This window comes from Sphingomonas mesophila, from assembly GCF_003499275.1.
Classification (GTDB): domain Bacteria; phylum Pseudomonadota; class Alphaproteobacteria; order Sphingomonadales; family Sphingomonadaceae; genus Sphingomicrobium; species Sphingomicrobium mesophilum.
In genome coordinates this window covers 1,218,108-1,240,511 of the sequence record NZ_QWDF01000001.1, presented here as the reverse complement: position 1 = coordinate 1,240,511, position 22,404 = coordinate 1,218,108, and the positions used below count along the sequence as shown (strand labels likewise).

Genomic DNA, 22,404 nt, shown 5'->3' with positions numbered 1-22,404 from the left:
GAATGTCCCTGTTCGCAGCGGGCCGGCGGCCGCGACTCGGACCGGAAAACTAAACTGCGGCAATGGCCGTGACTAAGATTAGACCGTCACAAATGTTGCGTGGCCCGCTCGTCCGTGATTAACATTTCTTTGACAGTCCGCCGACTCGGTGGGGTGCGACGGGAAGGGGGTCCCTCGTGCGACGACTGTATGCTTGCTGTGTTGCGTCCGAAAAACTGAAGCGCACCGCGCGGCAGGGTCTCCTCGCCGCGGTCTGCGCGAGTGCGCTTGCCGCTCCGGCCGCGGCGCAATCGACCGTCCAGCCGCTTGCTCCGACGCGCGAGGAAATCGAGCGCCGCCAGCCTGCTCCGCCGGTCGCCAACGTGCGCATCGAGGGCGACCTCGAGCGCTCGCCGTGCGCGCTCGACGAGCCGCGCTTCGCCGACGTGCGCGTGACCTTGCGCAGTGTCACCTTCGGCGGCCTCGGCGGGATCGATCCGGCGCTGCTCGCTCCGGCCTACGCCGAGGATATCGGCCGCGACAATCCGGTCTCGGCGGTGTGCCGTATCCGCGACCGCGCCGCCGCGATCCTGCGCGACGCCGGTTACATCGCCGCGGTCCAGGTGCCCGAGCAGAATATCGGCGACGGCAGCCTCGACTACAACGTCGTGCTCGCGCGGCTGGTCGACGTGCGCGTGCTCGGCAACGCCGGCCGCTCGGAACGCCAGCTCGCCGCCTATCTCGGGCGGCTGCGCGACCAGCCGGTGTTCAACCGCTTTGCCGCCGAACGCTATTTGCTGCTCGCCGGCGAGCTACCCGGTCAGCAAGTCCGCCTCGCGCTTCGCCCGGCCGGCACCGCGCCCGGCGAAGTGGTCGGCGAAGTCACTGTCCTCACCACCCCGTTCACGCTCGACGCCAACGTCCAGAACCTTGGCTCGAAGGAGCTCGGCCGCGGCGGCGCGTTGCTCCGCGCCCAGCTGTACGGCCTCACCGGCCTCGGCGACGTCACCACTGCCGGCATCTTCGTCACCCAGGATCTCAGCGAGCAGACCAACCTCCAGCTGGCGCACGAATTCCGTCTCGGCGGCGAGGGCCTGACCTTCGGCCTCTCGACCGACTACAGCTGGGCGCGGCCCGATGCCGACGTCGCTGTCGAGGTCAAGGCACGCACCCTGTTCGCCTCGGCCTGGGCGGCCTATCCGTTCGTCCGCCGCCAGGGCTTCAGCCTGACCGGGCTGACCGGGCTCGACCTGGTCAACCAGAGCGTCGAGCAGGACGGCGAGAATTTCACTCGCGACCGGCTCCGCGTGGCCTTCCTGCGCGCCTTGTTCGACCGCTTCGGCACCGATTTCTCCGGCCCCGGCTTCTCGCAGTTCGAACCGCCGTGGCGGCTCGGCGGGATGGCCGAGTTGCGCCAGGGCCTTGGCATCCTCGGCGCGAGCGACCGCTGCGACCTCGCCTGTCGCACGTCGGGCCAGGTCACTCCCAGCCGTCCCGACGCCGATCCGACCGCGTTCGTCGCCCGCGGCAGCCTCTACGGCGAGTACCGCCCGGTGCCCAAGCTGACCTTCGCCCTCGGCCTGCGCGGCCAGTGGGCAGCCGAATCGCTGCTCAGCTTCGAGGAATTCGCCGGCGGCAATTACACTGCTGGGCGCGGCTACGATCCGGGCGCGGTGCTCGGCGACCGCGGCTACGGGGTGCAGGCCGAGATCCGCGGCGGCAGCCTGGTCCCGTCCTCACTCCGCGATTTCGCGCCGCAGGCGTTCGTGTTCCTCGACTACGCCCGGGTCGCCAACGAGACGAAGGACTTCATCCCCGCCGGCCGCCGCGAACTCTTGTCGACCGGTGGCGGGCTGCGCGCGACATGGCGCGGGTTCAGCCTCGATTCGACGCTCGCCTTCCCGCTCGAGCGCGCCGGCTTCGCCGAGCGCAAGCCGTCGCCGCGCCTGTTGTTCTCGATCACCCGCCGGCTGTGGCCGTGGAGCCCGTGAGTTAGGGCGCAAAGCAAGGAGGCGCCGGCATGAACCGGGCCGCTAGAACATCGCTGGTCGCCGCGCTCGCGCTTGCCGCGGGCGGGGCCGCACTCGCCGCCCAGCCGCTCAGCACGCGCACCAGCTTCCGCGTCGGCGGAAGCGGCAAGGGCACGCTGCTGTGCCTCGCCCAGACCATGGCCACCCACGCCTCGCTCAAGGACATGTTCGATCGCGGCTACGAGATCCTGTGCCGCGACGCCGCCATCCCGATCGGCGTGGTCCACGCGCTGCGCAGCGGCGGTGCGGATGCGCCCGCTGCACGGCTCGCCGCGCTCCGCTCCGGCAAGGTCGACTGCGCCGCGCCGGCCAGCGCCGATCTCGAGGACATCGGCGCGGTGCGGATGGTCGACTGCAAGCTCAAGGACTCGCCCGCTGTCGGCTATCGCATCTACCAGCTCGAGCGCGGCCGCACGCTCTATTCCGCCGAGGGCCTGACCGGCTACCACAGCGCGCTTCGGATCGCGCTGCGCAGCGTGGTCGCCGACCGGCCCGCCTCGGGCGAGGTCGAGGTGGCGCTGACCGGCGCGTCCGATCCCGCCGCCTTTGCCCGGGTACAGGCCGGGACGCTCGACCGCTCGCGGGCGCTGGCCGAGGCCTATCGCCGCAACAACGCCGGGAATTATGCCGAGTCCGCTGAATTTTTCGCCGCCGTGACTCGCGGCGAGCTCGGCAAGTCGGCGCAGACCGAGGCGCTGGTCAACGAGGCACTGCAGAAGTCCAACCTCGGCCATTTCGCCGAAGCCGACGATCTGCTCGAGCGCGCGCGGCTGCTGCTCGGCAACGACGTGCTGGTCGCCCGCCAGCTGCGCAACTATCGCGCCATGCACCTGCTCAACCAGGGCCTGGCCGAGGAAGCGCTAGCCGAGCTCGCCAAGCCGCTCCCGGCCGCCGCAGAGCTCCCCGAGCCAGCCATCCGCCGTCTCCAGATCGACCGCTCGACCGCCGCCCGGCTCAACGCCGATGCGGCGGCGGTGGCGCAATTGGGCGGCGGCAGCGGCGCGCTCCAGATCGAGGAGAAGGCCCAGATCCTCGACGCCCAGGTGCGTCTGCTCGAAGGCTCGGCATTGCGCCTCACGGGCCGCCTCGACGAGGCACAGCGCGCGCTCGCAATCGCGGATCGGAAGCTCCAATTAGTGCGCGGCGGCCGGCTCCCGTCGATCGTCTGGATGCGCGCCCAGATCCTCAGCGACGAGGGCGCGATCGCCGCCGCGCGCGGCGACCGAGCCGGGGCCGAGCGCCAGTTCCGCGCCGGCCTGGCGATGCTCGAGGTCGAGTATCCCGGCACCGCCGTGCTCCAGAGCGCCCGCGGCCGGCTGGCCGATTTCCTCGCGGCGTCCGGCGCCGACGACGCCGCGCTTGCCCTGTTCCGCGCGATCGTGCGCGACCATGTCGGCGCCGCCAACAGCCCGCCGTCGCTTGCGCGCATCCTTGTCCCTTACGCCGAACTGCTGCTCAAGCGCTCGGACCCGGCGAGCGCCGCCGAACTGTTCGCGGCGAGCCAGATCATGCTTCGCCCCGGGGTTGCCCAGACCCAGGCCGTGCTCGCCCGCGAACTGAGCGGCGGAAGCGACGAGGCGGCGCGCCTGTTCCGCCAGTCGGTCACGCTGACCCGCCAGATCGAGCGCTCGCGGAGCGAACTCGCCCGCCTCGAGGCGGCGCCGCAGCCAACCGCCGGCCAGGCGCTTCGCCGCCAGACGCTCGCCGCAAGCCTCGACGAATATCAGCGCGATCAGGTCGCCACCCAGGCGGGGCTCGCCGCCTTCCCGCGCTTCCGCGCCGTGTCCGGCGACATCCTCCCGCTCGCCGAGCTGCAGCGCCTGCTCAAGCCGGGCGAGGCCTATTACAAATTGACCGTCGTCGACCGTCTGGTGTTCGGCCTGCTCGTCACCCCCGGCGGCGCGCGAGCGGTCAAGCTTGCCGCCACCGCCAACGAGCTCGACGACATCATCAACCGCCTTCGCCGAACGATCTCCACGGTCAGCGCCGGCGAGACGGTGACCTTCCCGTTCGACGTCGAGCTCGCCGCCAAGCTCTACGACCAGTTGTTTGCCCCGCTCCGCGCCGATCTCGCCGCGGTCGACCATCTGATCTTCGAGCCCGACGGCGCGATGCTGCGCATCAGCCCCAACCTGCTCGTCCGCGACAATGGCGGCATCGCCGCTTACGCCTCGCGGGTGGGGAAGGGCGCCGACCCGTTCGACCTCACCGGAATCGGCTGGCTCGGGCGCGCGATGGACATCAGCACGTCGGTCTCCGCGCCGTCGTTCCGCGACGTCCGGCTCGCCCCGCGCGCCGCCGGCCAGCACCTCTATCTCGGCCTTGGCGACAACGCGCCCGCCACCGCCACGTTTGCCGCCGACGATTGCGCGCTGCCCGCTGCGGCGTGGAGCAAGCCGATCGCCGCGGCCGAGCTCAATCTCGCCAGCCGCCTGCTCGGCGCGGCCCGGCCAGGCGCCACGTCGGTCGTCACCGGCGCTGCCTTCTCCGACACCGCGCTGCGCGACCGCCGCGACCTCGCCGACTATCGGATCGTCCATTTCGCCACCCACGGCCTGCTCACTTCGCAGCGGCCGCGCTGCGCCGCCCAGCCGGCATTGATGACCAGCTTCGGTGGCGAGGGGTCGGACGGCCTGCTCACCTTCCGCGAGATTTTCGATCTCAAGCTCGACGCCGACCTCATCATCCTCTCAGCCTGCGACACCGCTGGCGCGGCCGGCGCCGAGGCGACCCAGGACGCCGGCCTCGGCGGCCGCGGCGAGCTCGCGCTCGACGGGTTGGTGCGCGCCTTCGTCGGCGCCGGCGGCCGCTTGGTGATCGCCAGCCACTGGCCGGTGCCCGACGATTACGACGCCACCGGTCGGCTGATCGGCGGCCTGTTCTCGGTCCCGCCCGGGGTCGCGACGGTCAGCGCCCTGCGCCGCTCGCAGCTTCGGCTGATGGACGATCCGAAGACCTCGCATCCCTATTATTGGGCGGCGTTCGCGGTGGTCGGCGACGGCCGCTCGGCACTGCTCCAGGCCGAGCCGGCGCGGGTCGCCTCGCGCTAGTCGGCCGACCGCCGGTAGAGGTCGGCGAGCAGCGCGCGATCCTCCTCGGCCAAGCGTCCCGCCGCCAGCGCGTCGCGCAATTCGGCGATCAGCCCGCGCCCGTCGGCGGTCAGCGCCAGTAGCCCGCCTTCCTCGCGAAACAGCGCGGTTTCCTGCTCGGCCGCCCCCGCGACGCGCCCGTAGCGCCCGCCATGATAGACCAACGGCTCGGCCTCGCGCCGCTGCAGGTCGGCGACATGGCCGACGAAGATGGCATGGTCGCCGCCTTCATATTCGAACGTCGCGGCGCAGCCGAAGCGCGCGGCGAAGTCGGGCAGTTGCGGCGCTCCTTCCGGCCCATCGGCCAGCGCAAGATCGGCGAACCGGTCGGCGCCCGGAGTCGCGAACCGCGCCGACATCGCTTCCTGACCGGCGCTCAGCACATGCACCGCCCACGACCTCGCCTCGCGGAACGAGGGCAGGCTCGCGCTCTTCAGCGACAGGCTCCACAGCACCAGCGGCGGATCGAGCGAGACGGAATTGAAGCTGCTCACCGTCAGCCCGACCGGCTCTCCGGCCGGGTCGCGCGCGGTGACGATCGTCACTCCGGTAACGAAGCTGCCGAGCGCTTGGCGGAGGGCGAGGGGATCGACTGCGGTCATCGGCTGCGTGCCTGCATAGCGTCCGCCGCCCGGCGCGGCTATCCGGGGCCAAAGGAGAGGTGCGCAATGCCCGAAGCCTATCTCGTCGCCGCTACCCGAACCGCCGGCGGCAAGCGTGGCGGTGCCTTGCGCGGCTGGCATCCGGCGGACCTTGCGGCCCAGGTGCTCGACGAGCTGGTTCGCCGCGCCGGGATCGACGGGGCGCTGGTCGACGATGTCGTCATGGGCTGCGTCAGCCAGGCTGGCGAGCAGTCGGCGCAGATCGGCCGAAGCGCCGTACTCGCCTCGGGCCTGCCCGACAGCGTTCCCGCCGTAACCATCGACCGCCAGTGCGGCTCATCGCAGCAGGCGCTCCACTTCGCCGTCCAGGCGGTGATGAGCGGTGCTCAGGACATCGTCATCGCCGCCGGGGTCGAAAGCATGACGCGGGTGCCGATGGGCCTGCCGATGCAGGGCGCGGCCGCCGCCGGTGCCGGGGCGATGCCGTGGCCGCCGTCGGTCCTCGAGCGCTTCCAGGTGCCGCTGTTCAGCCAGTTCACCGGCGCCGAGATGATGGCCCGCAAATACGACCTCTCGAAGGAGGCGATGGACGCCTTCGCGCTCGACAGTCACCGCCGCGCCGCCGCCGCCACCGAGGCGGGCGCCTTTGTCGATGAGATCCTCGTCCTCGACGGCGCCGACCGCGAGGGCCAATCGATCCGCCACGATCGCGACGAAGGCATCCGCGCCGACGCCACGCTCGAGGGCATTGCCGCGGTCAAGCTCCTTGCCGAGGGCGGCCGGATCAGCGCCGCCAGCGCCAGCCAAATCTGCGACGGCGCGTCGGGCGTGCTGGTCGTCGGCGAGCGCGCGCTCAAGGAGCACGGCCTCACCCCGCTCGACCGGATCCACGCCATGACGGTCAGCGCCGGCGACCCGGTGATCATGCTCGAAGAGCCGCTCCCGGCCACCGCCCGCGCACTCGCTCGCGCCGGAATGACCATCGCCGACATCGACTTGTTCGAGGTCAACGAAGCGTTCGCCTCGGTCCCGCTCGCCTGGCTCAAGGCGACCGGCGCCGACCCGGCGCGGATGAACGTCAACGGCGGCGCGATCGCGCTCGGCCATCCGCTCGGGGCGACCGGCACAAAGCTCATGACCACGCTGATCCACGCACTTCGCGCACGCGGACTGCGCTACGGCTTGCAGACGATGTGCGAGGGCGGCGGCACCGCCAACGTCACTATCGTCGAGGCGCTCTAGCCCGCGCTCCAGCGGTCGATCACCGCGCGCCCGTCGTCAGCCGCCGCGCGGATCGCGCCCGGCGTTCGCGACAGCCGCGGGGCAGGGGCCGGCTGCACCACCCCGCCGACCTCCGCCAGCGTCCCGCGCGCCGCCAGATGTTCGCCTGCCGCCGCTTCGTCGATCGTCGCCAGCACGGTCACGCAGGCATCGCTCCCGGCATAAAGCGCGCCCCATTCCGCCGCGCGCCGCGTGGCGAAGATCGCCTCGAGCTGGCGCGATTGGGCCGGCCACAGCGCCGAATCGAAGCGTGGCCCGAACGCCGCCGCGCTCAGCCCCAGCGGGGCGAGCAGCGCCGCCCAGAACTTCTCCTCGACTGCGCCGACCGCGATGAACCGTCCGTCGGCGCAGGCGTAGCAGCGGTAGAAGGGCGCCGCCCCGCCGAGCAGATTGGCCTCGCGCCCCGTCCGCAGCAGCGGCGCGGGCCCCTGCGCGTTGAACATCGCCAGCATCGAGGCGACCCCGTCGACGATCGCCGAATCGATCACCTGGCCCACGCCGGACCGCTCGCGTTCGAACAGCGCCGCGACGATTCCGAGCGCGCAGAACAGCGACCCGCCGCCATAATCGCCGACCATGTTAAGCGGCGGCGGCGGCGGCTCGCCGGGCCGCCCGAGCGCCGCCAGCGCGCCGGTCACGGCGAGATAGTTGATGTCGTGCCCGGCGGTCTTCGCCAGCGGCCCGTCCTGACCCCAGCCGGTCAGCCGCGCATAAATCAGCCGCGGGTTGGCCGCGCACAGCTCGTCCGGCCCCAGCCCGAGCCGCTCCATCACTCCCGGACGGAACCCCTCCATCACGACATCGGCCCGCTCCGCCGCCGCCCGCGCCGTCGCCAGATCGCCCCGATCGGCGAAATCGAGCGTCACCCGATGCCGCCCCCGCTCGAGCGCGGCGTTGGGCGGCTGCAACCGCCCGCCGGGCCGCTCCACGCTCACCACTTCGGCGCCCAGGTCGGCAAGCAGCATGGCGCAATGCGGCAGCGGCCCGATGCCGGCGAATTCGACGATCCGCACGCCGGTCAGCGCGCCCTCTTTCGGTGACGTCATGGCGCCAGCCTAGCTCCCGCCCGCCTTGCGCGCCACCGGCCCCATGCCCTAGCCCTGCGCGCCATGCACCCGCTCTACCAATCGATGCCGGTCAGCGTGTTCGAGCGGATGAGCCTCGCCGCCGCCCGGCACGGCGCGGTCAACCTCGGCCAGGGCTTTCCCGATTTCGGCTGGCCGCCCGAAATCCTCGATCACGCCGCCCGCGCGCTGACCGACGGCTCCAACCAATACGCCCCCTCGCGCGGCCTGCCCGCGCTGCGCCAGGCGGTCGCCGACCATTATGCCCGCCACCACGGCTGGGATGTCGGCGCCGACGGCATCTGCGTCACCTCCGGCGCCACGGAGGCGCTCGCCGCCGCCATCTTCGCCGTCGTCGAGCCGGGCGACGAGGTCATCGTCCTCACCCCCGCCTACGACGCCTACGCCCCCCTGATCCGCCGCGCCGGCGGAGCCGTGGTCGAAGTCCCGCTCGACCCGCCCCACTGGCGGATCGACCGCGCCGCGCTCGAAGCCGCGATCACCCTCCGGACGCGCGCCATCGTCCTCAACAACCCCCAGAACCCCACCGGCCGGCTGTTCGATCCCGAAGAGCTGAACGCGGTCGCAGCAGCCGCCGAAGCCCACGACCTAATCGTCATCGCCGACGAAGTCTGGGAGCACCTCCTCCTCGCTCCTCCCCCCTCGGGGGCGGTGGCGTCGCGCAGCGACGACGGAGGGGCCGAGGCCTTCACCCCCTTCGCCACCCTCCCCAACATGGCCGCGCGCACCATCAAGACCGGCTCGGCCGGCAAGATCTTCTCGCTGACCGGCTGGAAGATCGGCTGGATCGCCGCCGCGCCAAAGCTCGCCGCGCTGGCGGCCAAGGCGCATCAATTCCTGACCTTCACCTCCGCGCCCAACCTCCAGGCCGCCTGCGCGTTCGGACTCGCCGAGGGCGACTGCTGGCTCGCCCCGATGCGCGCCAGCTTCACTCGCGCCCGCGACCGCATGACCGCCGGGCTCGAAGCCGCCGGTTTCGCCGTCCTGCCCAGCGCCGCGACCTACTTTCTGATCGTCGATCTCGCCGCCTCCGGCATCGCCCTCGACGACGAGGCGTTCGCCAAACTCGCGGTTGAGCAGGCCGGGGTCGCGGTCGTGCCCGTTTCCGCCTTTTCCGACAGCGGCGAGCCGCGCCATTTCGTCCGCCTGTGCTTCGCCAAGCAGGATCCGACTATCGATCAGGGAGTCGCCGCAATGGCCAAGGCCAGGGCCCTCGCATGCTGAGCCCGGCCGACGAAGCCCGCGACCTGCTCGCCGAGCTCGGAGTGATCGCCACCGGCACGCTCGAAAGCCGATCGCCGATCGACGGCGCGATCATCGGCAGCGTCGCCCCGGGCGATCCCGCCGCCGCCGCGGAACGGGCCACCGCCGCCTTCCTCGCCTGGCGCAATATTCCCGCCCCGCGCCGCGGCGAGCTGGTCCGGCTGCTCGGCGAGGAATTGCGCGCCGCCAAGGCGCCGCTCGCCCGCCTCGTCACGCTCGAGGCCGGCAAGATCGTCTCCGAAGGCCTCGGCGAGGTCCAGGAGATGATCGACATCTGCGACTTCGCGGTCGGCCTGTCGCGCCAGCTTTACGGCCTGACCATCGCCAGCGAGCGGCCCGACCACCGGATGATCGAGCAATGGCATCCGCTCGGCCCGGTGGCGGTGATCAGCGCCTTCAACTTCCCGGTCGCGGTTTGGGCGTGGAACGCCGCGCTCGCTTTGGTCTGCGGCAATCCGGTGATCTGGAAGCCGAGCGAAAAGACCCCGCTCACCGCCGCCGCGGTGATGGCCATCGCCGAGCGCGCGCTGGCCCGTTTCGGCGACGCTCCCGACGGCCTGCTGCACTGCGTCCAGGGCGGGCGCGAGGCCGGCGCCGCGCTCGCCGACGACCCGCGCATCGCGCTCGTCTCGGCGACCGGCTCGACCCGCATGGGCCGCGAGCTCGGGCCGCGGGTCGCGGCGCGCTTCGGCCGGTCGCTGCTTGAGCTTGGCGGCAACAATGCGCTGATCGTCGCGCCCTCGGCCGATCTCGATCTCGCCCGCCGCGCGATCCTGTTCGCCGCCGCCGGGACCGCCGGCCAGCGCTGCACCAGCCTGCGCCGCCTGATCGTCCACGAATCGATCGCCGACCCGCTCGTCGTTCAGGTCCGCGACCTGTTCGCCCGGATCACCATCGGCGATCCGCGCCGCGACGATGTGCTGGTCGGCCCGCTGATCGATCGCGCCGCGTTCGACGCGCTGCGCAAGGTTCATCCTAAGGCCGAGGCAGTCGACGCCGTCCCCGGCGGTATCTACGTCCGCCCGGCGCTGGTCGAGGTCGACTCGCAGCAGGGCAGGGTGCTCGAGGAGACATTTGCGCCTTTGCTCTACGTGCTGCGCTACCGCACCCTCGACGAAGCGATCGCGCTCAACAATGGCGTCGCCCAGGGGCTGAGCAGCGCGATCTTCACCACCGACCTGCGCGAGGCGGAAACCTTCATCTCCGCCGCCGGATCGGATTGCGGCATCGCCAACGTCAACATCGGGCCGTCAGGCGCCGAGATCGGCGGTGCGTTCGGCGGCGAGAAGGAGACCGGCGGCGGGCGCGAAAGCGGCTCGGACAGCTGGCGCGCCTATATGCGCCGCGCGACCAACACCATCAACTACGGCCGCGACCTGCCGCTCGCCCAGGGCGTGCGCTTCGATCTCGACTAGGCGGCGCGAAACTTCGCCCAGCGCCGCGCCCAGTCGGCATTCCACGCCGCCATCTCGGCCGGCGCCAGCGGGGTCGCGATCAGATAGCCCTGCGCGACGTCGCACTTCGCCTCGGCCAGGAAGCGCAACTGGCCCTCGGTCTCGACTCCCTCGGCGGTGACCGTCAGCCCCAATCCGTGCGCCATTGCGATGATCGCCGCGACGATCACCCGGCTGTCGTTCGACTCCGCCAAATCCTTGACGAAAAAGCGGTCGATCTTGATGTCGGTGAACGGCAATTGCTTCAATTGCATCAGGCTCGAATAGCCGACCCCGAAATCGTCCAGCGCAAGGCCGATGCCCTTGATCCGGAAGCGGGTCAGCGTGTCCATCAGCTTGACCAACGGCTGGGTCGCGCCCTCGGTCAGTTCCAGCACTAGTCGCTCGGCCGGCACGTCGAGCGCGCGGCACATCCGCTCGACCAGGTCGGGAAAGTCGAGATATTGCAGCGACAGCGCGCTGATGTTGAACGCGATCTCGAGGTCGAGGCCGGCCGCGCGCCATTCCAGCCATTGGTGCAGGCTGGTGGTCAGCCCCCAATTGGTCAGCAGGTCGATAAGGCCATGCCGCTCGGCCATCGGCACGAAGCGCGACGGCGGCACCGGCCCCAGCTTGGGGTCGTCCCACCGCACCAGCGCCTCGACCCGCTTCAAGGACCCGTCGGCCAGGCTGACCTTGGGCTGGTAGACCATGTGCAGCCGCTCGTTGATCAGCGCCCGCTCGAACCCGTCGAGCAGCGCCAGATCGGACGCGGCGATCACGGCGCGCGAGTCCCCGCGACCACGCTCGGCAGGTTGTCCTTGAGAAGCGCCTCCAGCGCGTCGAGCCGCGCCGGCTTCTCGATCGGCCCGCGCATCCTCAGGCCCAGTTCCTCGCCGAGCCGGAACGCGCTGTCGAGCACGCGCCGGTCGAACCCGCTGATGATCAGCACCGGTCCGTCAAACCCGCGCGCGCTGAGGAAACGCAGCAGTTCGACCCCGTCCATGCCCGGCATGCCGAGGTCGAGCACCACCATTGCCGGACGCTCGGAATCGAACGCGGCCTGGAAATCGGCATCGCGATTGGTCTCGATCGGCTCGAACCCGGACATTTCGGCGGCGGACGCGACGAAGGCGGCGAGGCTTGGCTCGTCGTCGATCAACAGCAGACGCGGTCGCGTCATTGGCGTTTCACTTCCTCCCCTCGGCCCCTGAAGGCGTTAACGAGCCCTCTTGCCGACAGCGGGTGGACGCATGCAACCGCTTATTAACCGCATCGCGCGTAAAACGCCATGTTCCCGCTTCGTCGTGGGAGGAGAGTGGGGTTTGAGCGATGTTCGGTTCACTGATCCGGCGTAAGCCGTCGCCGTCCTTTGGCGAGGATATCGGCGCGTTCGACTCGACCACCTTTTCGCTGTCGACCGCCGTCCCGCGTCCGGCCGAGCGGCGCGATGCCGAGCGGATCCCGGCCGCGCTCAGCATCATCAAGCTCGCCGCCGCCTCCGGCGAACAGCTCGCCCGGCTGCGCAACATGTCGGCCGGCGGCATGATGGTCGAGGTCGGCCGTTCGCTCGCCGTCGGCGAGACCGTGGAAGTCGACGTCCACGGCCAGAAGCTGCCCTCCTCGGTGGTGTGGACCCGCGACGGCACCGTCGGCATCAAGTTCGACCAGACCATCGACCTCGGCGAATTGCTCGCCGGCCGCAAGCCGCGCCACGGCTTCCGTCCCCGCCCGCCGCGGCTCGAGGTCAATTGCAAGGCGTCCTTGCGCGTCGGCAAGACCTACTACACCTGCGAGGTCCACGACATTTCGCTCGCCGGCCTCAAGGTCGAGCCGATCGAGGAATATTGCCTCGGCAAGAAGGTTGTCGTCGTCGTCGAGAGCCTGCGCCCGGTGAAGGGCGAGGTGCGCTGGTTCGCCGACCGCAAGGCCGGCATCGTGTTCGACCAGCCGCTGAAGTTCGAGGAATTGGCCGAATGGGTCGGCAAGCGCCTCGAGCTCGCCAGCCTCAAGGCCGCCTACAAGAACAAATAGTCCCGTCATCGCGAGCCGCTCGCAATGACGCGCCGCGCACCCTATCTCCTTCGCAACTGAAGGAGTGACCATCGCATGACTGACCAAACCGCAATCCTCGCCGGCGGCTGCTTCTGGTGCACCGAGGCGGTGTTCGGCCAGCTGGCCGGCGTGAAGTCGGTCGAAAGCGGCTACACCGGTGGCGACATGGTCAACCCGACCTACAAGCAGGTGTGCGGCGGCGACACCGGCCACGCCGAGGCGATCCGCATTACCTTCGATCCCGACGTCATCTCCTACGGCGATCTGCTCGACATCTTCTTCGCTACCCACGACCCGACCCAATTGAACCGCCAGGGCGGCGACATCGGCACGCAATATCGTTCCGCGATCTTTCCGCAGGACGAGGCGCAGGCGGCCGAGGCCCGCGCCGCGATCGCCCGCGCCCAGCCCGATTTCGCGGCGCCGATCGTCACTACCCTCGAGCCCGCCGCCGACTGGTATTCGGCCGAGGACTATCACCAGGACTATTGGTCCGGCGAAGGCCAGCGCAACCCCTATTGCCAGGCCACCATCCCCCCCAAACTCGCCAAGCTGAAGAAGAAGTTCGGCGAGCGTGTCCAGGGCGCAACAACCGCCTGAAAATGGACGGCTAAGCCCTTGATCGCTGCCGGTCGGCCTGCCAGCAAACGCGCGGCGGCGTCCTGCCGCCGATTGTACTTTGGGGGTATTTCCGAACATGAAGAAGGTACTGATGCTCTGCGGCCTTGCCGCAGCGGCTGTAAGCTTGTCCGCGTGCGCCACCGTGACCCGCGGCACCAAGCAAGCGTTCGTCGTCGAAAGCGATCCGGTGGGGGCCGACGTGACGATGTCGAACGGCATGACCTGCAAGACTCCATGCGCCTTGAAGGTCAAGCGCAAGGATGCGTTCGTCGTGAAGATCAACAAGCCCGGCTACGAGCCGGTTGAGGCGAACATTCAAAGCCAGATGTCGGGCGCGGGCGGGGCGGCACTGGCCGGCAACGTCATCCTCGGCGGACTGATCGGCGCCGGCGTCGACGCGGCGACCGGCGCGACCAAGGAATTGAAGCCCAATCCGCTCAAGGTGGTCCTTACCCCGTTGTCGCCTGCAGCCGCGGCCGCTGCCGCCTCAGCGACGGCTCCGGCCAGCGTGCCTTCGGCCGGTGACAGCCCCAAGCGCTGATTCCAGGTTCGACGATGGAAAAGGGGCGCTTCGGCGCCCCTTTTTTTTATGGGCGCGTAGCAGCCCGCTTCAACCGATCGCGGATCGCTTCCGCCAGTCCCTCGCCGGAGACCGGCGCGACGGCGATTCGCGGCTCGGGCGCTGAGTCGGCGCGGTGCAGCAAATCGAACAGCCGCGCCGCCGCCGTCACCGCATCCTCGCCGAGGTAAAGCTCCGCCCGCACCGGCCCGTAGCCGATCAGCACTTCGCCCGCCTCCGCCGCGACCGCATCGAGCCGCAGCGGCTTCACCGGCGCATAGTGGCTGGCCATCATCCCCGGCGCCTCGACCGGCCCCTCGGCAAGTGGCGCGTCGACCGCCACCGGCCCGCGCCTGAGCAGCCGCAAGCCGCCGCCGGTCGCCGCGACGATGGTCGATTCGATCCCGCGCTCGCACGCCCCGCCGTCGATCACCAGCGCCACCCGCCCGCCGAGCGTCTCCACCACATGCTCCGCCCGGGTCGGGCTAATCCGCCCGCTGGCATTGGCCGACGGCGCCGCCAGCGGCTTGCCGGTGGCCGCCAGCAGCGCGCGCATCGCCGGATGGGCCGGAACGCGAATCGCGATCGTGCCCAGCCCCGCGGTCACTAGCCCCGCGATGCCCTTGTCCGCCCGCGCCGGCACTACCAAGGTCAGCGGCCCCGGCCAGTGCGCCTCGGCCAGCGCCCGCGCCTCGTCGCCGAATTCCCCCAGCCGCTCCGCCGCCGCGAGGTCGAGGACATGGACGATCAACGGGTTGAACGCCGGCCGCCCCTTTGCCGCATAGATCCGTGCCACCGCCGCGCCGTCGCTTGCATCGGCGGCGAGCCCGTAGACCGTCTCGGTCGGCACCGCGACCGGCTCTCCCTTCGCGATCAGCGCCGCCGCCTCGGCGATCGCCGCCGCGCCGAAGGTCCGTATGCGCGTCTCTGGCGGGGTCATGGCCGGCTCGCTATGGCATGCCCCCATGAGCTTCAAGTGCCCGACCGCCGACCAGCGCTTCATCCTCGATCATGTCGCGAACCTCGCCGAGCTTGGGGTCGAGCCCGACATCGCCGATGCGGTGGTCGAGGGCGCCGCCGCCTTTGCCGAGGGCGAGCTCGCGCCATTGAACCGGGTTGGGGACACCAAGGGCGCGCGCTGGGATAATGGCCGGGTGATCATGCCCGACGGCTTCAAGGCCGCTTACGACGCGTTTGTTGAGGGCGGCTGGATGACCCTTTCGGCCCCCGAGCGCTGGGGCGGGCAGGGGCTTCCTTTGGTCCTCTCGGCGGCGCTGATGGACAGCCTCAACGGCGCCAACCTCGCCTTCGCCTTGTGCCCGATGCTCAGCGTCGGCGCGATTGAGGCGCTCGAGCAGCACGGCAGCGACGAGCTCAAGCAGCGTTATCTCGCCAAGATCGTCAGCGGCGAGTGGCCGGCGACGATGAACCTCACCGAGCCACAGGCGGGCAGCGACGTCGGTGCGCTCGCCACCCGCGCGGAAGCAAGCGGCGACGGCAGCTTCCGGATCACCGGCACGAAGATCTTCATCACCTTCGGCGAGCACGACCTGGCGGACAACATCGTCCACCTCGTCCTCGCCCGCACGCAGGGCGCGCCCGGCGGCACCAAGGGCATTTCCCTGTTCCTCGTGCCCAAGATCCTGCCCGGCGGCACCGCCAACGACCTGCGCTGCGTGTCGATCGAGCACAAGGCGGGAATCCACGCCTCGCCGACCTGCGTCATGAGCTATGGCGACCACGGCGGCGCAACCGGCTGGCTGGTCGGCGACGAAATGGCCGGCATGCGCGCGATGTTCACGATGATGAACAACGCCCGCCTCAACGTCGCCCTCCAGGGCGTCGGAATCGCCGAGGCCGCGACCCAGCGCGCGGTCGCCTACGCGCTCGACCGCAAGCAGGGACGGCGCGGCGCCGACGTCGCGGTGATCGCCGACCACCCGGACGTGCGCCGAATGTTGCTTAGGATGCGCGCACTCACCACCGCCGCCCGCTCGCTGACCTATTACGCTTTCGCCCAGGCCGACCGCGGCCGCTCCGGCGATCGCGCCGCCGCCTTGCGCTGCGACGTCCTCACCCCGCTCGCCAAGGCGTGGGCGACCGACATCGGCTGCGAGGTCGCCAGTCTCGGGGTCCAGGTCCACGGCGGCATGGGCTATGTCGAGGAGACCGGCGCCGCCCAGCATTGGCGCGACGCCCGAATCGCGCCGATCTACGAGGGCACCAACGGCATCCAGGCCGCCGACCTCGTCACCCGCAAGCTCGATCTCGATGGCGGCGCGGCGTTCGACGAATTGCTCGCCGACATCCGCGCGACCGCCGCCCACCCGGCGCTGGTCGGGCTCGCCGACGCGGTCGAAGTCGCCGCCGTCAGCTACCGCCAGTCGCCCCCTGATGACCGCCTCGCCGGGAGCGTTCCTTTCCTGAATATGACCGCGGTCCTCACCGCCGGCTGGCTGCTCGAGCGCCAGGCCGCGATCCCCGGCGCCAGCGAGTTGCTCTCGGCGAAACGCGCCGCCACCGACTATTTCCTGTCAGCAATCGTCCCCGAAGCGCTAGGCCAGGCCGCCGCTGCAGCCCTCGGCGCCGACCCCCTCTACGCGGTGCCGGCAGGGGCGCTGGCGTAGCTCTGCCACGTCATGCCAGCGAAGGCTGGCATCCATGCCAAGAGTTTGCGCTTAACATCGAGGCATGGGCCCCAGCCTTCGCTGGGGCGACGAAAAACTCAGGCGGTCTCGCGCGCCAGCAATTCCGCCGGGTCGATGCCCAGCCGGCCCATGCGTTCGCGGATCGCGGGCCATTCGCGGCGGATGAACTGGTCGCGCTCGCTCGACGTCAGCTTGGCGGCGGCGCCGGCGGCGACGAACATGCCGATGCCGCGCTTGACCACCACCAGCCCCTCGTCCTGGAAGCCCTGATAGGCCTTGGCCACGGTCAGCGGGTTGGCGCCTTCCTCGGCGGCCAGCGCGCGGACCGAGGGGAGGGGGTCGCCGTCCTTGAACCGCCCGGTGACGATCGCATCGGCGATCACCTCGCGCAGGCGGACATAAACCGGCTTCTCGTGCATGTTGCGCAGCGTCATGCTGTGGTAATACAGCGAAGCGCGGAGGGATGCAAGCTCGATCCTCCCCGGAACGGGGAGGGGGACCGCGCCGCGGAGCGGCGTGGTGGAGGGGCCGTCGCGCGAGACGACCCCTCCGTCACCGCTGCGCGGTGCCACCTCCCCGTTCCGGGGAGGAATTATCCCGCCACTCGCTGACGATCCGCTCCATCGCCGGCCGCACCCGTTCCTCGACCGGAGCCACCGGCGTTCCGAGATAGATGAACCCCGCGATCCGCTCGCCCTCCTCGCAGAATGCCGCGGCGACCGTCTCGTCATAGGCCGACCAGCCGGTGATCCACCCGCCGGCGAAGCCCAGCGCCGTCGCCGCGTGAAGCAGGTTCATTCCCGCCGCGCCGCAGGTCAGCTCCTGCTCGAACACCGGCACCTTGTGCCCCGCCACCGGCCGGCTGATCAGCACCACCAGGGTGGGCGCGGCGCGGGCGTTGGCGATCGCCTTGGCGACCTTGGCTTCGGGCGCGTCGGGGTCGGATTTGGCGAGCGCTGCGCAATAGAGGTCGCGTAGCGCGCCGCGCTGTTCGGGCGCGACGCTGACGAAGCGGAACGGCACCAGTTGCGCATGATCGGGGACTCGCGCGGCGATCTCCAAAATGCGCGCCAATTGCGCCGCGTCGGGCCCCGGTTCGGTGAGGTCGCGCGGCCGCGCCGAGCGGCGGCTGGCGAGCAGCGCCAGCGCGGACGAGGCGTCGTTCAATTCCATGCCGCCTGCACTAGCAGCCTCGCCGCCCGTCACAACCGGCTTCACAAGCTGGGATTCGCCGCTAGGGTGCGCGCAGAAAACAAAGGCGCCCGCGCGAGGCGCCCGCCATTGGGAAGGGACGTTTCATGGGGTTCAAGCCGGTCGGAACCTGGCAGGAGGCGGACTGGATCGCCGCCATCGCCGCAATCGTATTGCTCGTCTTCCTCGCCGTCGGCGGCAAGGTCGCGGCGCAGAAGGAACCGGAATTCGCGGGCCACCCCAAGGGCCTTTACATGCTGTTCTTCGCCGAAATGTGGGAGCGCTTCTCCTACTACGGCATGCGCGCCCTCCTGATCTTCTACCTCACCAAGCACTGGCTGTTCGGCGACGGCGAATCCAACGTCATCTACGGCGCCTACACCGCGCTGGTGTATATCACGCCGATGCTCGGCGGCTATCTCGCCGACCGCTATCTCGGCCAGCGCAAGGCGGTACTGTTCGGCGCCATCCTTCTCACCGCCGGCCACTTTCTGATGGCCGCGGAAGGCACCGGTGGGCAGAACGACCCGACGATCAACATCTTCTGGGCCGCACTCGCCTTCATCATCGTCGGCTCGGGCTTCCTCAAGGCCAACATCTCGGTGATGGTCGGACAGCTCTACAACCTCACCGATCCGCGCCGCGACGGCGCCTACACGATCTTCTACATGGGGATTAACCTCGGCGCCGCGGTCGGCACGATCCTCGCCGGCTATCTCGGCGAGACCCTCGGCTGGGCCTATGGTTTCGGCGCGGCCGGCTTCGGCATGCTGCTCGGGCTCATCGTGTTCGTGCTCGGCAAGGGACTGCTCAACGGCGCCGGCGAGCGGCCGGTCCGTTCGGCCGACGCGCGTCCGGTCAACGAATGGCTGCTCTACGCCATCGGCCTGGTCGCCGTCGGCGTGTGCTGGCTCCTCATCCAGTACACCGACGTCATCCAGACTCTGCTGATCATCTCCGGCGTCGGACTGCTCGGCTACGTGCTGTGGCAGGCGACCAAGCTGGAGAAGGAGCCGCGTGAGCGCATCTACGCCATCCTGTTTCTGATCAGCCTCAACCCGATCTTCTGGGCGCTGTTCGAGCAGGCGGGCGGGTCGATGAACCTGTTCACCGACCGCTTCGTCGACCGCGGCGACGTCCCGGCGTCGATCTTCCAGTCGATCAACCCCATTTACATCATCATCCTCGCGCCGCTGTTCGCCGGCCTGTGGGTGAAATTGGGGCGGATCGGCAAGGAGCCCTCGGCGCCCGCCAAGTTCGGCATCGCGCTCCTCCAGATGGGCCTCGCCAACCTCGCCCTCGTGTGGGGCGCGCAGGCGTTCGGCATGGCGGTGATGACCCCGGTCATCTTCGTCTTCCTCTATTACCTCCTCGCCACCACCGCCGAGCTGTGCCTTTCGCCGGTCGGCCTCTCGGCGATGAACCGGCTCGCGCCCAAGTTTATGGCGTCGCTGATCATGGGCGCCTGGTTCTACATGTCGGCGGTCGGCAACTTCCTCGCCGGCAAGATCGGCGAGGCGACCGGCGGTCACGACGGCGAGATGACCAAGGAGGGCCTGCTCGACATCTACAGCCTGTTCGGCTGGATCACGATCGGCATCGGCGTCGGCGTGCTGGCTCTGTCGCCGATCGTGCGGCGGTGGATGCACCTCGACTCGCTCCGGGACGATACCGACGCCCGGATCCGCGATCTCGACGCCACCGGCGAACCGATCGCGCCCGGCACCCAGCCCGGAAAGGCATAAGCAGATGGCGAGGACCGCAATCCTGGGAGCGGCGGTCCTCGCCCTCCTTACCACCGCCTGCGCCACCACCGGGCCCAACAAGAAGGGCCCGGCGCCGGTCCGCATCAACGAGGACCCGTTCCCCTCGACCTACCAGCGCTATCCCGGCGCGCCGACCGCGATCCGCGGCGCCACCATCTACGACGGCGAGGGCGGCAAGATCGACAATGGCACGATCGTCCTCGCCGACGGCGTGGTCCAGGCAATGGGCGATGCCGCGACCCCGATCCCAGCTGGTGCGGTGACCATCGACGCCGCCGGCAAGTGGGTCACGCCGGGCATCATCGACGTCCACAGCCACCTCGGCGACGGTCCGAGCCCGGGCGTGCCCTCGCACAGCGACGTCAACGAGGCGACCGCGCCGGCGCGGCCTGACGTGTGGGCCGAGCACAGCGTGTGGCCGCAGGACCCCGGCTTCTCGCGCGCGCTCGCCAACGGCGGAGTCACCGCGCTCCAGATCCTGCCCGGCTCGGCCAATCTGTTCGGCGGCCGCTCGGTGACGCTCAAGAACGTCCCCGCGCGCACCGTCCAGGGGATGAAGTTCCCCGGGGCGCCCTACGGCCTCAAGATGGCGTGCGGCGAAAATCCCAAGCGGGTCTACGGCACCAAGGGCGGCCCCTCGACCCGCATGGGCAATATCGCCACCACCCGCGCGACCTGGTTCAAGGCCCGCGCCTATGACCGCAAGTGGGACCGCTACGAGGCCAATGGCGGCGAAATGCCCGAGCGCGACCTCGCCATGGACACGCTGCGCGGCGTGCTCGACGGCAAGATCATCGTCCACAACCACTGCTACCGCGCCGACGAGATGGCGATCATGCTCGATCTGGCCAAGGAGGCCGGCTACAAGATCGGCACCTTCCACCACGCGGTCGAGAGCTACAAGATCGCCGATCTGCTGCGCGAGGCCGGTACCTGCTCGGCGCTGTGGGCCGACTGGTGGGGCTTCAAGATGGAAGCCTATGACGGGATCAAGGAGAACATTCCGCTGGTCGACCGCGCCGGCGCCTGCGCGATCGTCCATTCCGACGATCCCAACGGCATCCAGCGCCTCAACCAGGAGGCCGCCAAGGCGCTCGCCGACGGCCGCCGGATCGGCCACAACGTGACCGACGCCTACGCCTGGCGCTGGCTCAGCTACAATCCCGCGCTGGCGCTCGGCATCGCCGACAAGACCGGCAGCCTCAAGCCCGGCAAGATGGCCGACGTCGTGCTGTGGAACGGCAATCCGTTCAGCAGCTACACCCGCCCCGACAAGGTGTGGATCGACGGCGCCCTGCTCTACGACGCCGCCAACCCGCGCCTCCGCCCGGTCAGCGACTTCGAGCTCGGCCAGCCCGGCGAAGGAGACACGAAATGAACGCTCCTCACGCCCTTCGACTTCGCTCAGGACGAGCGATCGTCGGCATTCTGGCCGCCCTCCTCGCCGCCCCGCTCGCCGCGCAGACCGTCGCCATCACCGGCGGCACGGTCGCGCTCGGCGACGGGTCGGAGCCGATCCCCGGCGGCACCGTCGTCATCCAGGGCGGCCGAGTCCTCGGCGCTGGCCTTACCGTGCCGATCCCGCGCGATGCCGAGATCGTCGACGCGCGCGGCAAGTGGGTCACGCCCGGAATCATCGCCGGCTTCTCGCGCCTCGGCCTCGCCGAAGTCGATCTGTCGGCGCCGGGCTCGGACGATACCTCCGCCGGCAACGGCCCGTTCAGCGCGGCGATCGACGTCGCGCCGGCGGTCAACCCGCTGAACTCGACCATTTCGATCAACCGCGCCGACGGCATTACCCGCGCGCTGGTCGCGCCCGGCGCCGCCAAGAACATCTTCGCCGGCCAGGGCGCGGTGATCGATCTCGGCGCCGACATGGACCCGATCACCGCCCGCCGCCGCTTCCAGTTCGTCGAGCTCGGCGAGGGCGGGGCGGAGCAGGCAGGCGGCTCGCGTGCCTCGGCCCACGTGCTGTTCCGCAACGCGCTGCGCGAAGCCCAGGAATTGCAGCGCTTCGCCGGCCCGGTGTCGTCGCGCGGCGAGCGTTCGGCCGACGACCCGCTGGTCGACCCGACCGTGCGCGATCCCAACGAATCGCGCATCACCGGTCCCAACGCGCGGCGCAGCGACGACGTGCTGCTGACCCGCTTCGACGCTGCGGCGCTCGTGCCGGTGCTCCAGGGGCGCCAATATCTGCTGGTCCATGTCGAGCGCGCCAGCGACATCCTCCAGGTCATCCGCCTCAAGCGCGAATTCCCGTCCCTCAAGATCGTCCTCGTCGGGGCGACCGAAGGCTGGACCGTCGCGCCGCAGATCGCCGCCGCCGGCTTTTCGGTCATCGCCTCGGCCGACACCACGCTTCCGGCCAGCTTCGAGCGGCTTGCCGCGACCCAGTCCAATATCGGCCGGATGCGCGCCGCGGGAGTCGACGTCGCGATCGGCATGATTGACGACAACGACACGCGCTATCTGTTCAACCAGCGCCAGTACGCCGCCAATCTGGTCGCCATCGGCAAGGTCCCGGGCGCGACCGGGATCAGCTGGGGCGAGGCGATGCGCATGATCACCCAGGCGCCGGCCGACGCGATCGGGCTCGGCCGCCAGCTCGGCAGCCTCGGCGCCGGCAAGCGCGGCGACGTCGTGATCTGGTCGGGCGATCCGCTCGAAATGACCAGCGCCACCGAGGCGGTGTGGATCGACGGCGTGCGCCAGCCGCTCGAGACCCGCCAGACCAAGCTGCGCGATCGCTACCAGTCGCTCGAACGGCGGAGCCTGCCGGAGGCTTATCGCCGGTGAGTCCTG

The 22,404-nt window shown here is 70.2% G+C and carries 19 protein-coding genes; 12 read left to right on the top strand and 7 right to left on the bottom strand.

The features are described 5' to 3' along the window. The first annotated feature begins 176 nt into the window (after positions 1–176). The gene (locus D0Z60_RS06330; protein ID WP_118857464.1) at positions 177–1,970 is read left to right on the top strand and encodes a ShlB/FhaC/HecB family hemolysin secretion/activation protein; all 1,794 of its coding nucleotides are present in this window, start codon (positions 177–179) and stop codon (positions 1,968–1,970) included. Between the two features lie 29 nt (positions 1,971–1,999). Then, the gene (locus D0Z60_RS06325) at positions 2,000–5,059 is read left to right on the top strand and encodes a CHAT domain-containing protein (RefSeq protein ID WP_118857463.1); all 3,060 of its coding nucleotides are present in this window, start codon (positions 2,000–2,002) and stop codon (positions 5,057–5,059) included. Here D0Z60_RS06325 and D0Z60_RS06320 read toward each other — a convergent pair. Then, entirely contained in the window at positions 5,056–5,700 is a 645-nt protein-coding gene (locus D0Z60_RS06320; protein WP_118857462.1) for a flavin reductase family protein, read from the bottom strand. The two genes, D0Z60_RS06325 and D0Z60_RS06320, sit on opposite strands and share 4 nt — an antisense overlap. A gap of 66 nt (positions 5,701–5,766) precedes the next feature. On the opposite strand from D0Z60_RS06320, the gene D0Z60_RS06315 reads away from it, so the two are divergent. Then, positions 5,767–6,942 carry an acetyl-CoA C-acetyltransferase gene (locus D0Z60_RS06315; RefSeq protein ID WP_118857461.1) on the top strand — a complete coding sequence of 392 codons (1,176 nt, stop codon included), beginning with the start codon at positions 5,767–5,769 and terminating at the stop codon, positions 6,940–6,942. On the opposite strand, the gene D0Z60_RS06310 is transcribed toward D0Z60_RS06315, so the two are convergent. Next, complete coding sequence (locus tag D0Z60_RS06310) at positions 6,939–8,027, bottom strand: CaiB/BaiF CoA transferase family protein (protein ID WP_118857460.1); 1,089 nt, start codon at positions 8,025–8,027, stop codon at positions 6,939–6,941. The two genes, D0Z60_RS06315 and D0Z60_RS06310, sit on opposite strands and share 4 nt — an antisense overlap. 63 nt (positions 8,028–8,090) lie before the next feature. Here D0Z60_RS06310 and D0Z60_RS06305 point away from each other — a divergent pair, with 63 nt between their 5' ends. Then, positions 8,091–9,290, top strand: a complete 1,200-nt coding sequence (locus D0Z60_RS06305) for an aminotransferase (RefSeq protein ID WP_118857459.1) — start codon at positions 8,091–8,093, stop codon at positions 9,288–9,290. After that, a complete protein-coding gene (amaB, locus tag D0Z60_RS06300) occupies positions 9,284–10,744 on the top strand; it encodes an L-piperidine-6-carboxylate dehydrogenase (RefSeq protein WP_118857458.1) in 1,461 nt (486 codons plus the stop codon). Before D0Z60_RS06305 ends, amaB begins: the two co-directional genes overlap by 7 nt. Here amaB and D0Z60_RS06295 read toward each other — a convergent pair. Both D0Z60_RS06295 and D0Z60_RS06290 read right to left on the bottom strand, forming a co-directional pair. Continuing rightward, positions 10,741–11,544 carry an EAL domain-containing protein gene (locus D0Z60_RS06295; protein ID WP_118857457.1) on the bottom strand — a complete coding sequence of 268 codons (804 nt, stop codon included), beginning with the start codon at positions 11,542–11,544 and terminating at the stop codon, positions 10,741–10,743. The two genes, amaB and D0Z60_RS06295, sit on opposite strands and share 4 nt — an antisense overlap. Next, a complete protein-coding gene (locus D0Z60_RS06290) occupies positions 11,541–11,945 on the bottom strand; it encodes a response regulator (RefSeq protein WP_118857456.1) in 405 nt (134 codons plus the stop codon). Before D0Z60_RS06290 ends, D0Z60_RS06295 begins: the two co-directional genes overlap by 4 nt. A 149-nt stretch (positions 11,946–12,094) precedes the next feature. Here D0Z60_RS06290 and D0Z60_RS06285 point away from each other — a divergent pair, with 149 nt between their 5' ends. From D0Z60_RS06285 to D0Z60_RS06275, 3 genes are all read left to right on the top strand, one after another. After that, positions 12,095–12,796 (top strand): PilZ domain-containing protein, encoded by a 702-nt coding sequence (locus D0Z60_RS06285; protein WP_118857455.1) that lies wholly within the window; start codon positions 12,095–12,097, stop codon positions 12,794–12,796. Positions 12,797–12,871: 75 nt separating this feature from the next. Then, positions 12,872–13,417 carry a peptide-methionine (S)-S-oxide reductase MsrA gene (gene msrA, locus D0Z60_RS06280; RefSeq protein WP_118857454.1) on the top strand — a complete coding sequence of 182 codons (546 nt, stop codon included), beginning with the start codon at positions 12,872–12,874 and terminating at the stop codon, positions 13,415–13,417. Between the two features lie 163 nt (positions 13,418–13,580). Beyond that, the gene (locus D0Z60_RS06275) at positions 13,581–13,979 is read left to right on the top strand and encodes a PEGA domain-containing protein (protein WP_205421039.1); all 399 of its coding nucleotides are present in this window, start codon (positions 13,581–13,583) and stop codon (positions 13,977–13,979) included. A 46-nt stretch (positions 13,980–14,025) separates the two neighbouring features. Here the strand turns inward: D0Z60_RS06275 and D0Z60_RS06270 are convergent, their stop codons facing one another. Beyond that, positions 14,026–14,937, bottom strand: coding sequence for an L-threonylcarbamoyladenylate synthase (locus D0Z60_RS06270; protein WP_118857452.1), 912 nt, complete (start codon positions 14,935–14,937; stop codon positions 14,026–14,028). A gap of 25 nt (positions 14,938–14,962) precedes the next feature. On the opposite strand from D0Z60_RS06270, the gene D0Z60_RS06265 reads away from it, so the two are divergent. Next, a complete protein-coding gene (locus D0Z60_RS06265) occupies positions 14,963–16,624 on the top strand; it encodes an acyl-CoA dehydrogenase family protein (RefSeq protein ID WP_118857451.1) in 1,662 nt (553 codons plus the stop codon). Positions 16,625–16,722: 98 nt separating this feature from the next. Here the strand turns inward: D0Z60_RS06265 and D0Z60_RS06260 are convergent, their stop codons facing one another. Both D0Z60_RS06260 and D0Z60_RS06255 read right to left on the bottom strand, forming a co-directional pair. Further along, positions 16,723–17,079, bottom strand: coding sequence for a GntR family transcriptional regulator (locus D0Z60_RS06260; RefSeq protein WP_118857450.1), 357 nt, complete (start codon positions 17,077–17,079; stop codon positions 16,723–16,725). 118 nt (positions 17,080–17,197) lie between these two features. Next, on the bottom strand, positions 17,198–17,818 hold the full coding sequence (locus tag D0Z60_RS06255) for a nitroreductase family protein (RefSeq protein ID WP_118857449.1): 621 nt from the start codon (positions 17,816–17,818) through the stop codon (positions 17,198–17,200). A gap of 125 nt (positions 17,819–17,943) precedes the next feature. Between D0Z60_RS06255 and D0Z60_RS06250 the strand changes: the two genes are divergently transcribed. The 3 genes from D0Z60_RS06250 to D0Z60_RS06240 are packed head-to-tail and all read left to right on the top strand — an operon-like array spanning position 17,944 to position 22,398. After that, positions 17,944–19,581, top strand: a complete 1,638-nt coding sequence (locus tag D0Z60_RS06250) for a peptide MFS transporter (protein ID WP_118857448.1) — start codon at positions 17,944–17,946, stop codon at positions 19,579–19,581. A 4-nt stretch (positions 19,582–19,585) separates the two neighbouring features. Continuing rightward, positions 19,586–20,980: an amidohydrolase gene (locus D0Z60_RS06245; RefSeq protein ID WP_118857447.1), complete on the top strand. Its 1,395-nt coding sequence runs from the start codon at positions 19,586–19,588 to the stop codon at positions 20,978–20,980. Further along, a complete protein-coding gene (locus D0Z60_RS06240; protein WP_118857446.1) occupies positions 20,977–22,398 on the top strand; it encodes an amidohydrolase family protein in 1,422 nt (473 codons plus the stop codon). Before D0Z60_RS06245 ends, D0Z60_RS06240 begins: the two co-directional genes overlap by 4 nt. Positions 22,399–22,404 lie beyond the last annotated feature (6 nt).

Coding starts and splice junctions, on each gene's coding strand:
- D0Z60_RS06315 (WP_118857461.1), top strand. CDS start 5,767: ATGCCCGAAGCCTATCTCGTCGCCGCTACCCGAACCGCCGGCGGCAAG.
- msrA (WP_118857454.1), top strand. CDS start 12,872: ATGACTGACCAAACCGCAATCCTCGCCGGCGGCTGCTTCTGGTGCACC.
- D0Z60_RS06320 (WP_118857462.1), bottom strand. CDS start 5,700: ATGACCGCAGTCGATCCCCTCGCCCTCCGCCAAGCGCTCGGCAGCTTC.
- D0Z60_RS06310 (WP_118857460.1), bottom strand. CDS start 8,027: ATGACGTCACCGAAAGAGGGCGCGCTGACCGGCGTGCGGATCGTCGAA.
- D0Z60_RS06285 (WP_118857455.1), top strand. CDS start 12,095: ATGTTCGGTTCACTGATCCGGCGTAAGCCGTCGCCGTCCTTTGGCGAG.
- D0Z60_RS06245 (WP_118857447.1), top strand. CDS start 19,586: ATGGCGAGGACCGCAATCCTGGGAGCGGCGGTCCTCGCCCTCCTTACC.
- D0Z60_RS06265 (WP_118857451.1), top strand. CDS start 14,963: ATGAGCTTCAAGTGCCCGACCGCCGACCAGCGCTTCATCCTCGATCAT.
- D0Z60_RS06240 (WP_118857446.1), top strand. CDS start 20,977: ATGAACGCTCCTCACGCCCTTCGACTTCGCTCAGGACGAGCGATCGTC.
- D0Z60_RS06255 (WP_118857449.1), bottom strand. CDS start 17,818: ATGGAATTGAACGACGCCTCGTCCGCGCTGGCGCTGCTCGCCAGCCGC.
- D0Z60_RS06290 (WP_118857456.1), bottom strand. CDS start 11,945: ATGACGCGACCGCGTCTGCTGTTGATCGACGACGAGCCAAGCCTCGCC.
- D0Z60_RS06305 (WP_118857459.1), top strand. CDS start 8,091: ATGCACCCGCTCTACCAATCGATGCCGGTCAGCGTGTTCGAGCGGATG.
- D0Z60_RS06270 (WP_118857452.1), bottom strand. CDS start 14,937: ATGACCCCGCCAGAGACGCGCATACGGACCTTCGGCGCGGCGGCGATC.
- D0Z60_RS06325 (WP_118857463.1), top strand. CDS start 2,000: ATGAACCGGGCCGCTAGAACATCGCTGGTCGCCGCGCTCGCGCTTGCC.
- D0Z60_RS06260 (WP_118857450.1), bottom strand. CDS start 17,079: ATGACGCTGCGCAACATGCACGAGAAGCCGGTTTATGTCCGCCTGCGC.
- amaB (WP_118857458.1), top strand. CDS start 9,284: ATGCTGAGCCCGGCCGACGAAGCCCGCGACCTGCTCGCCGAGCTCGGA.
- D0Z60_RS06250 (WP_118857448.1), top strand. CDS start 17,944: ATGGGGTTCAAGCCGGTCGGAACCTGGCAGGAGGCGGACTGGATCGCC.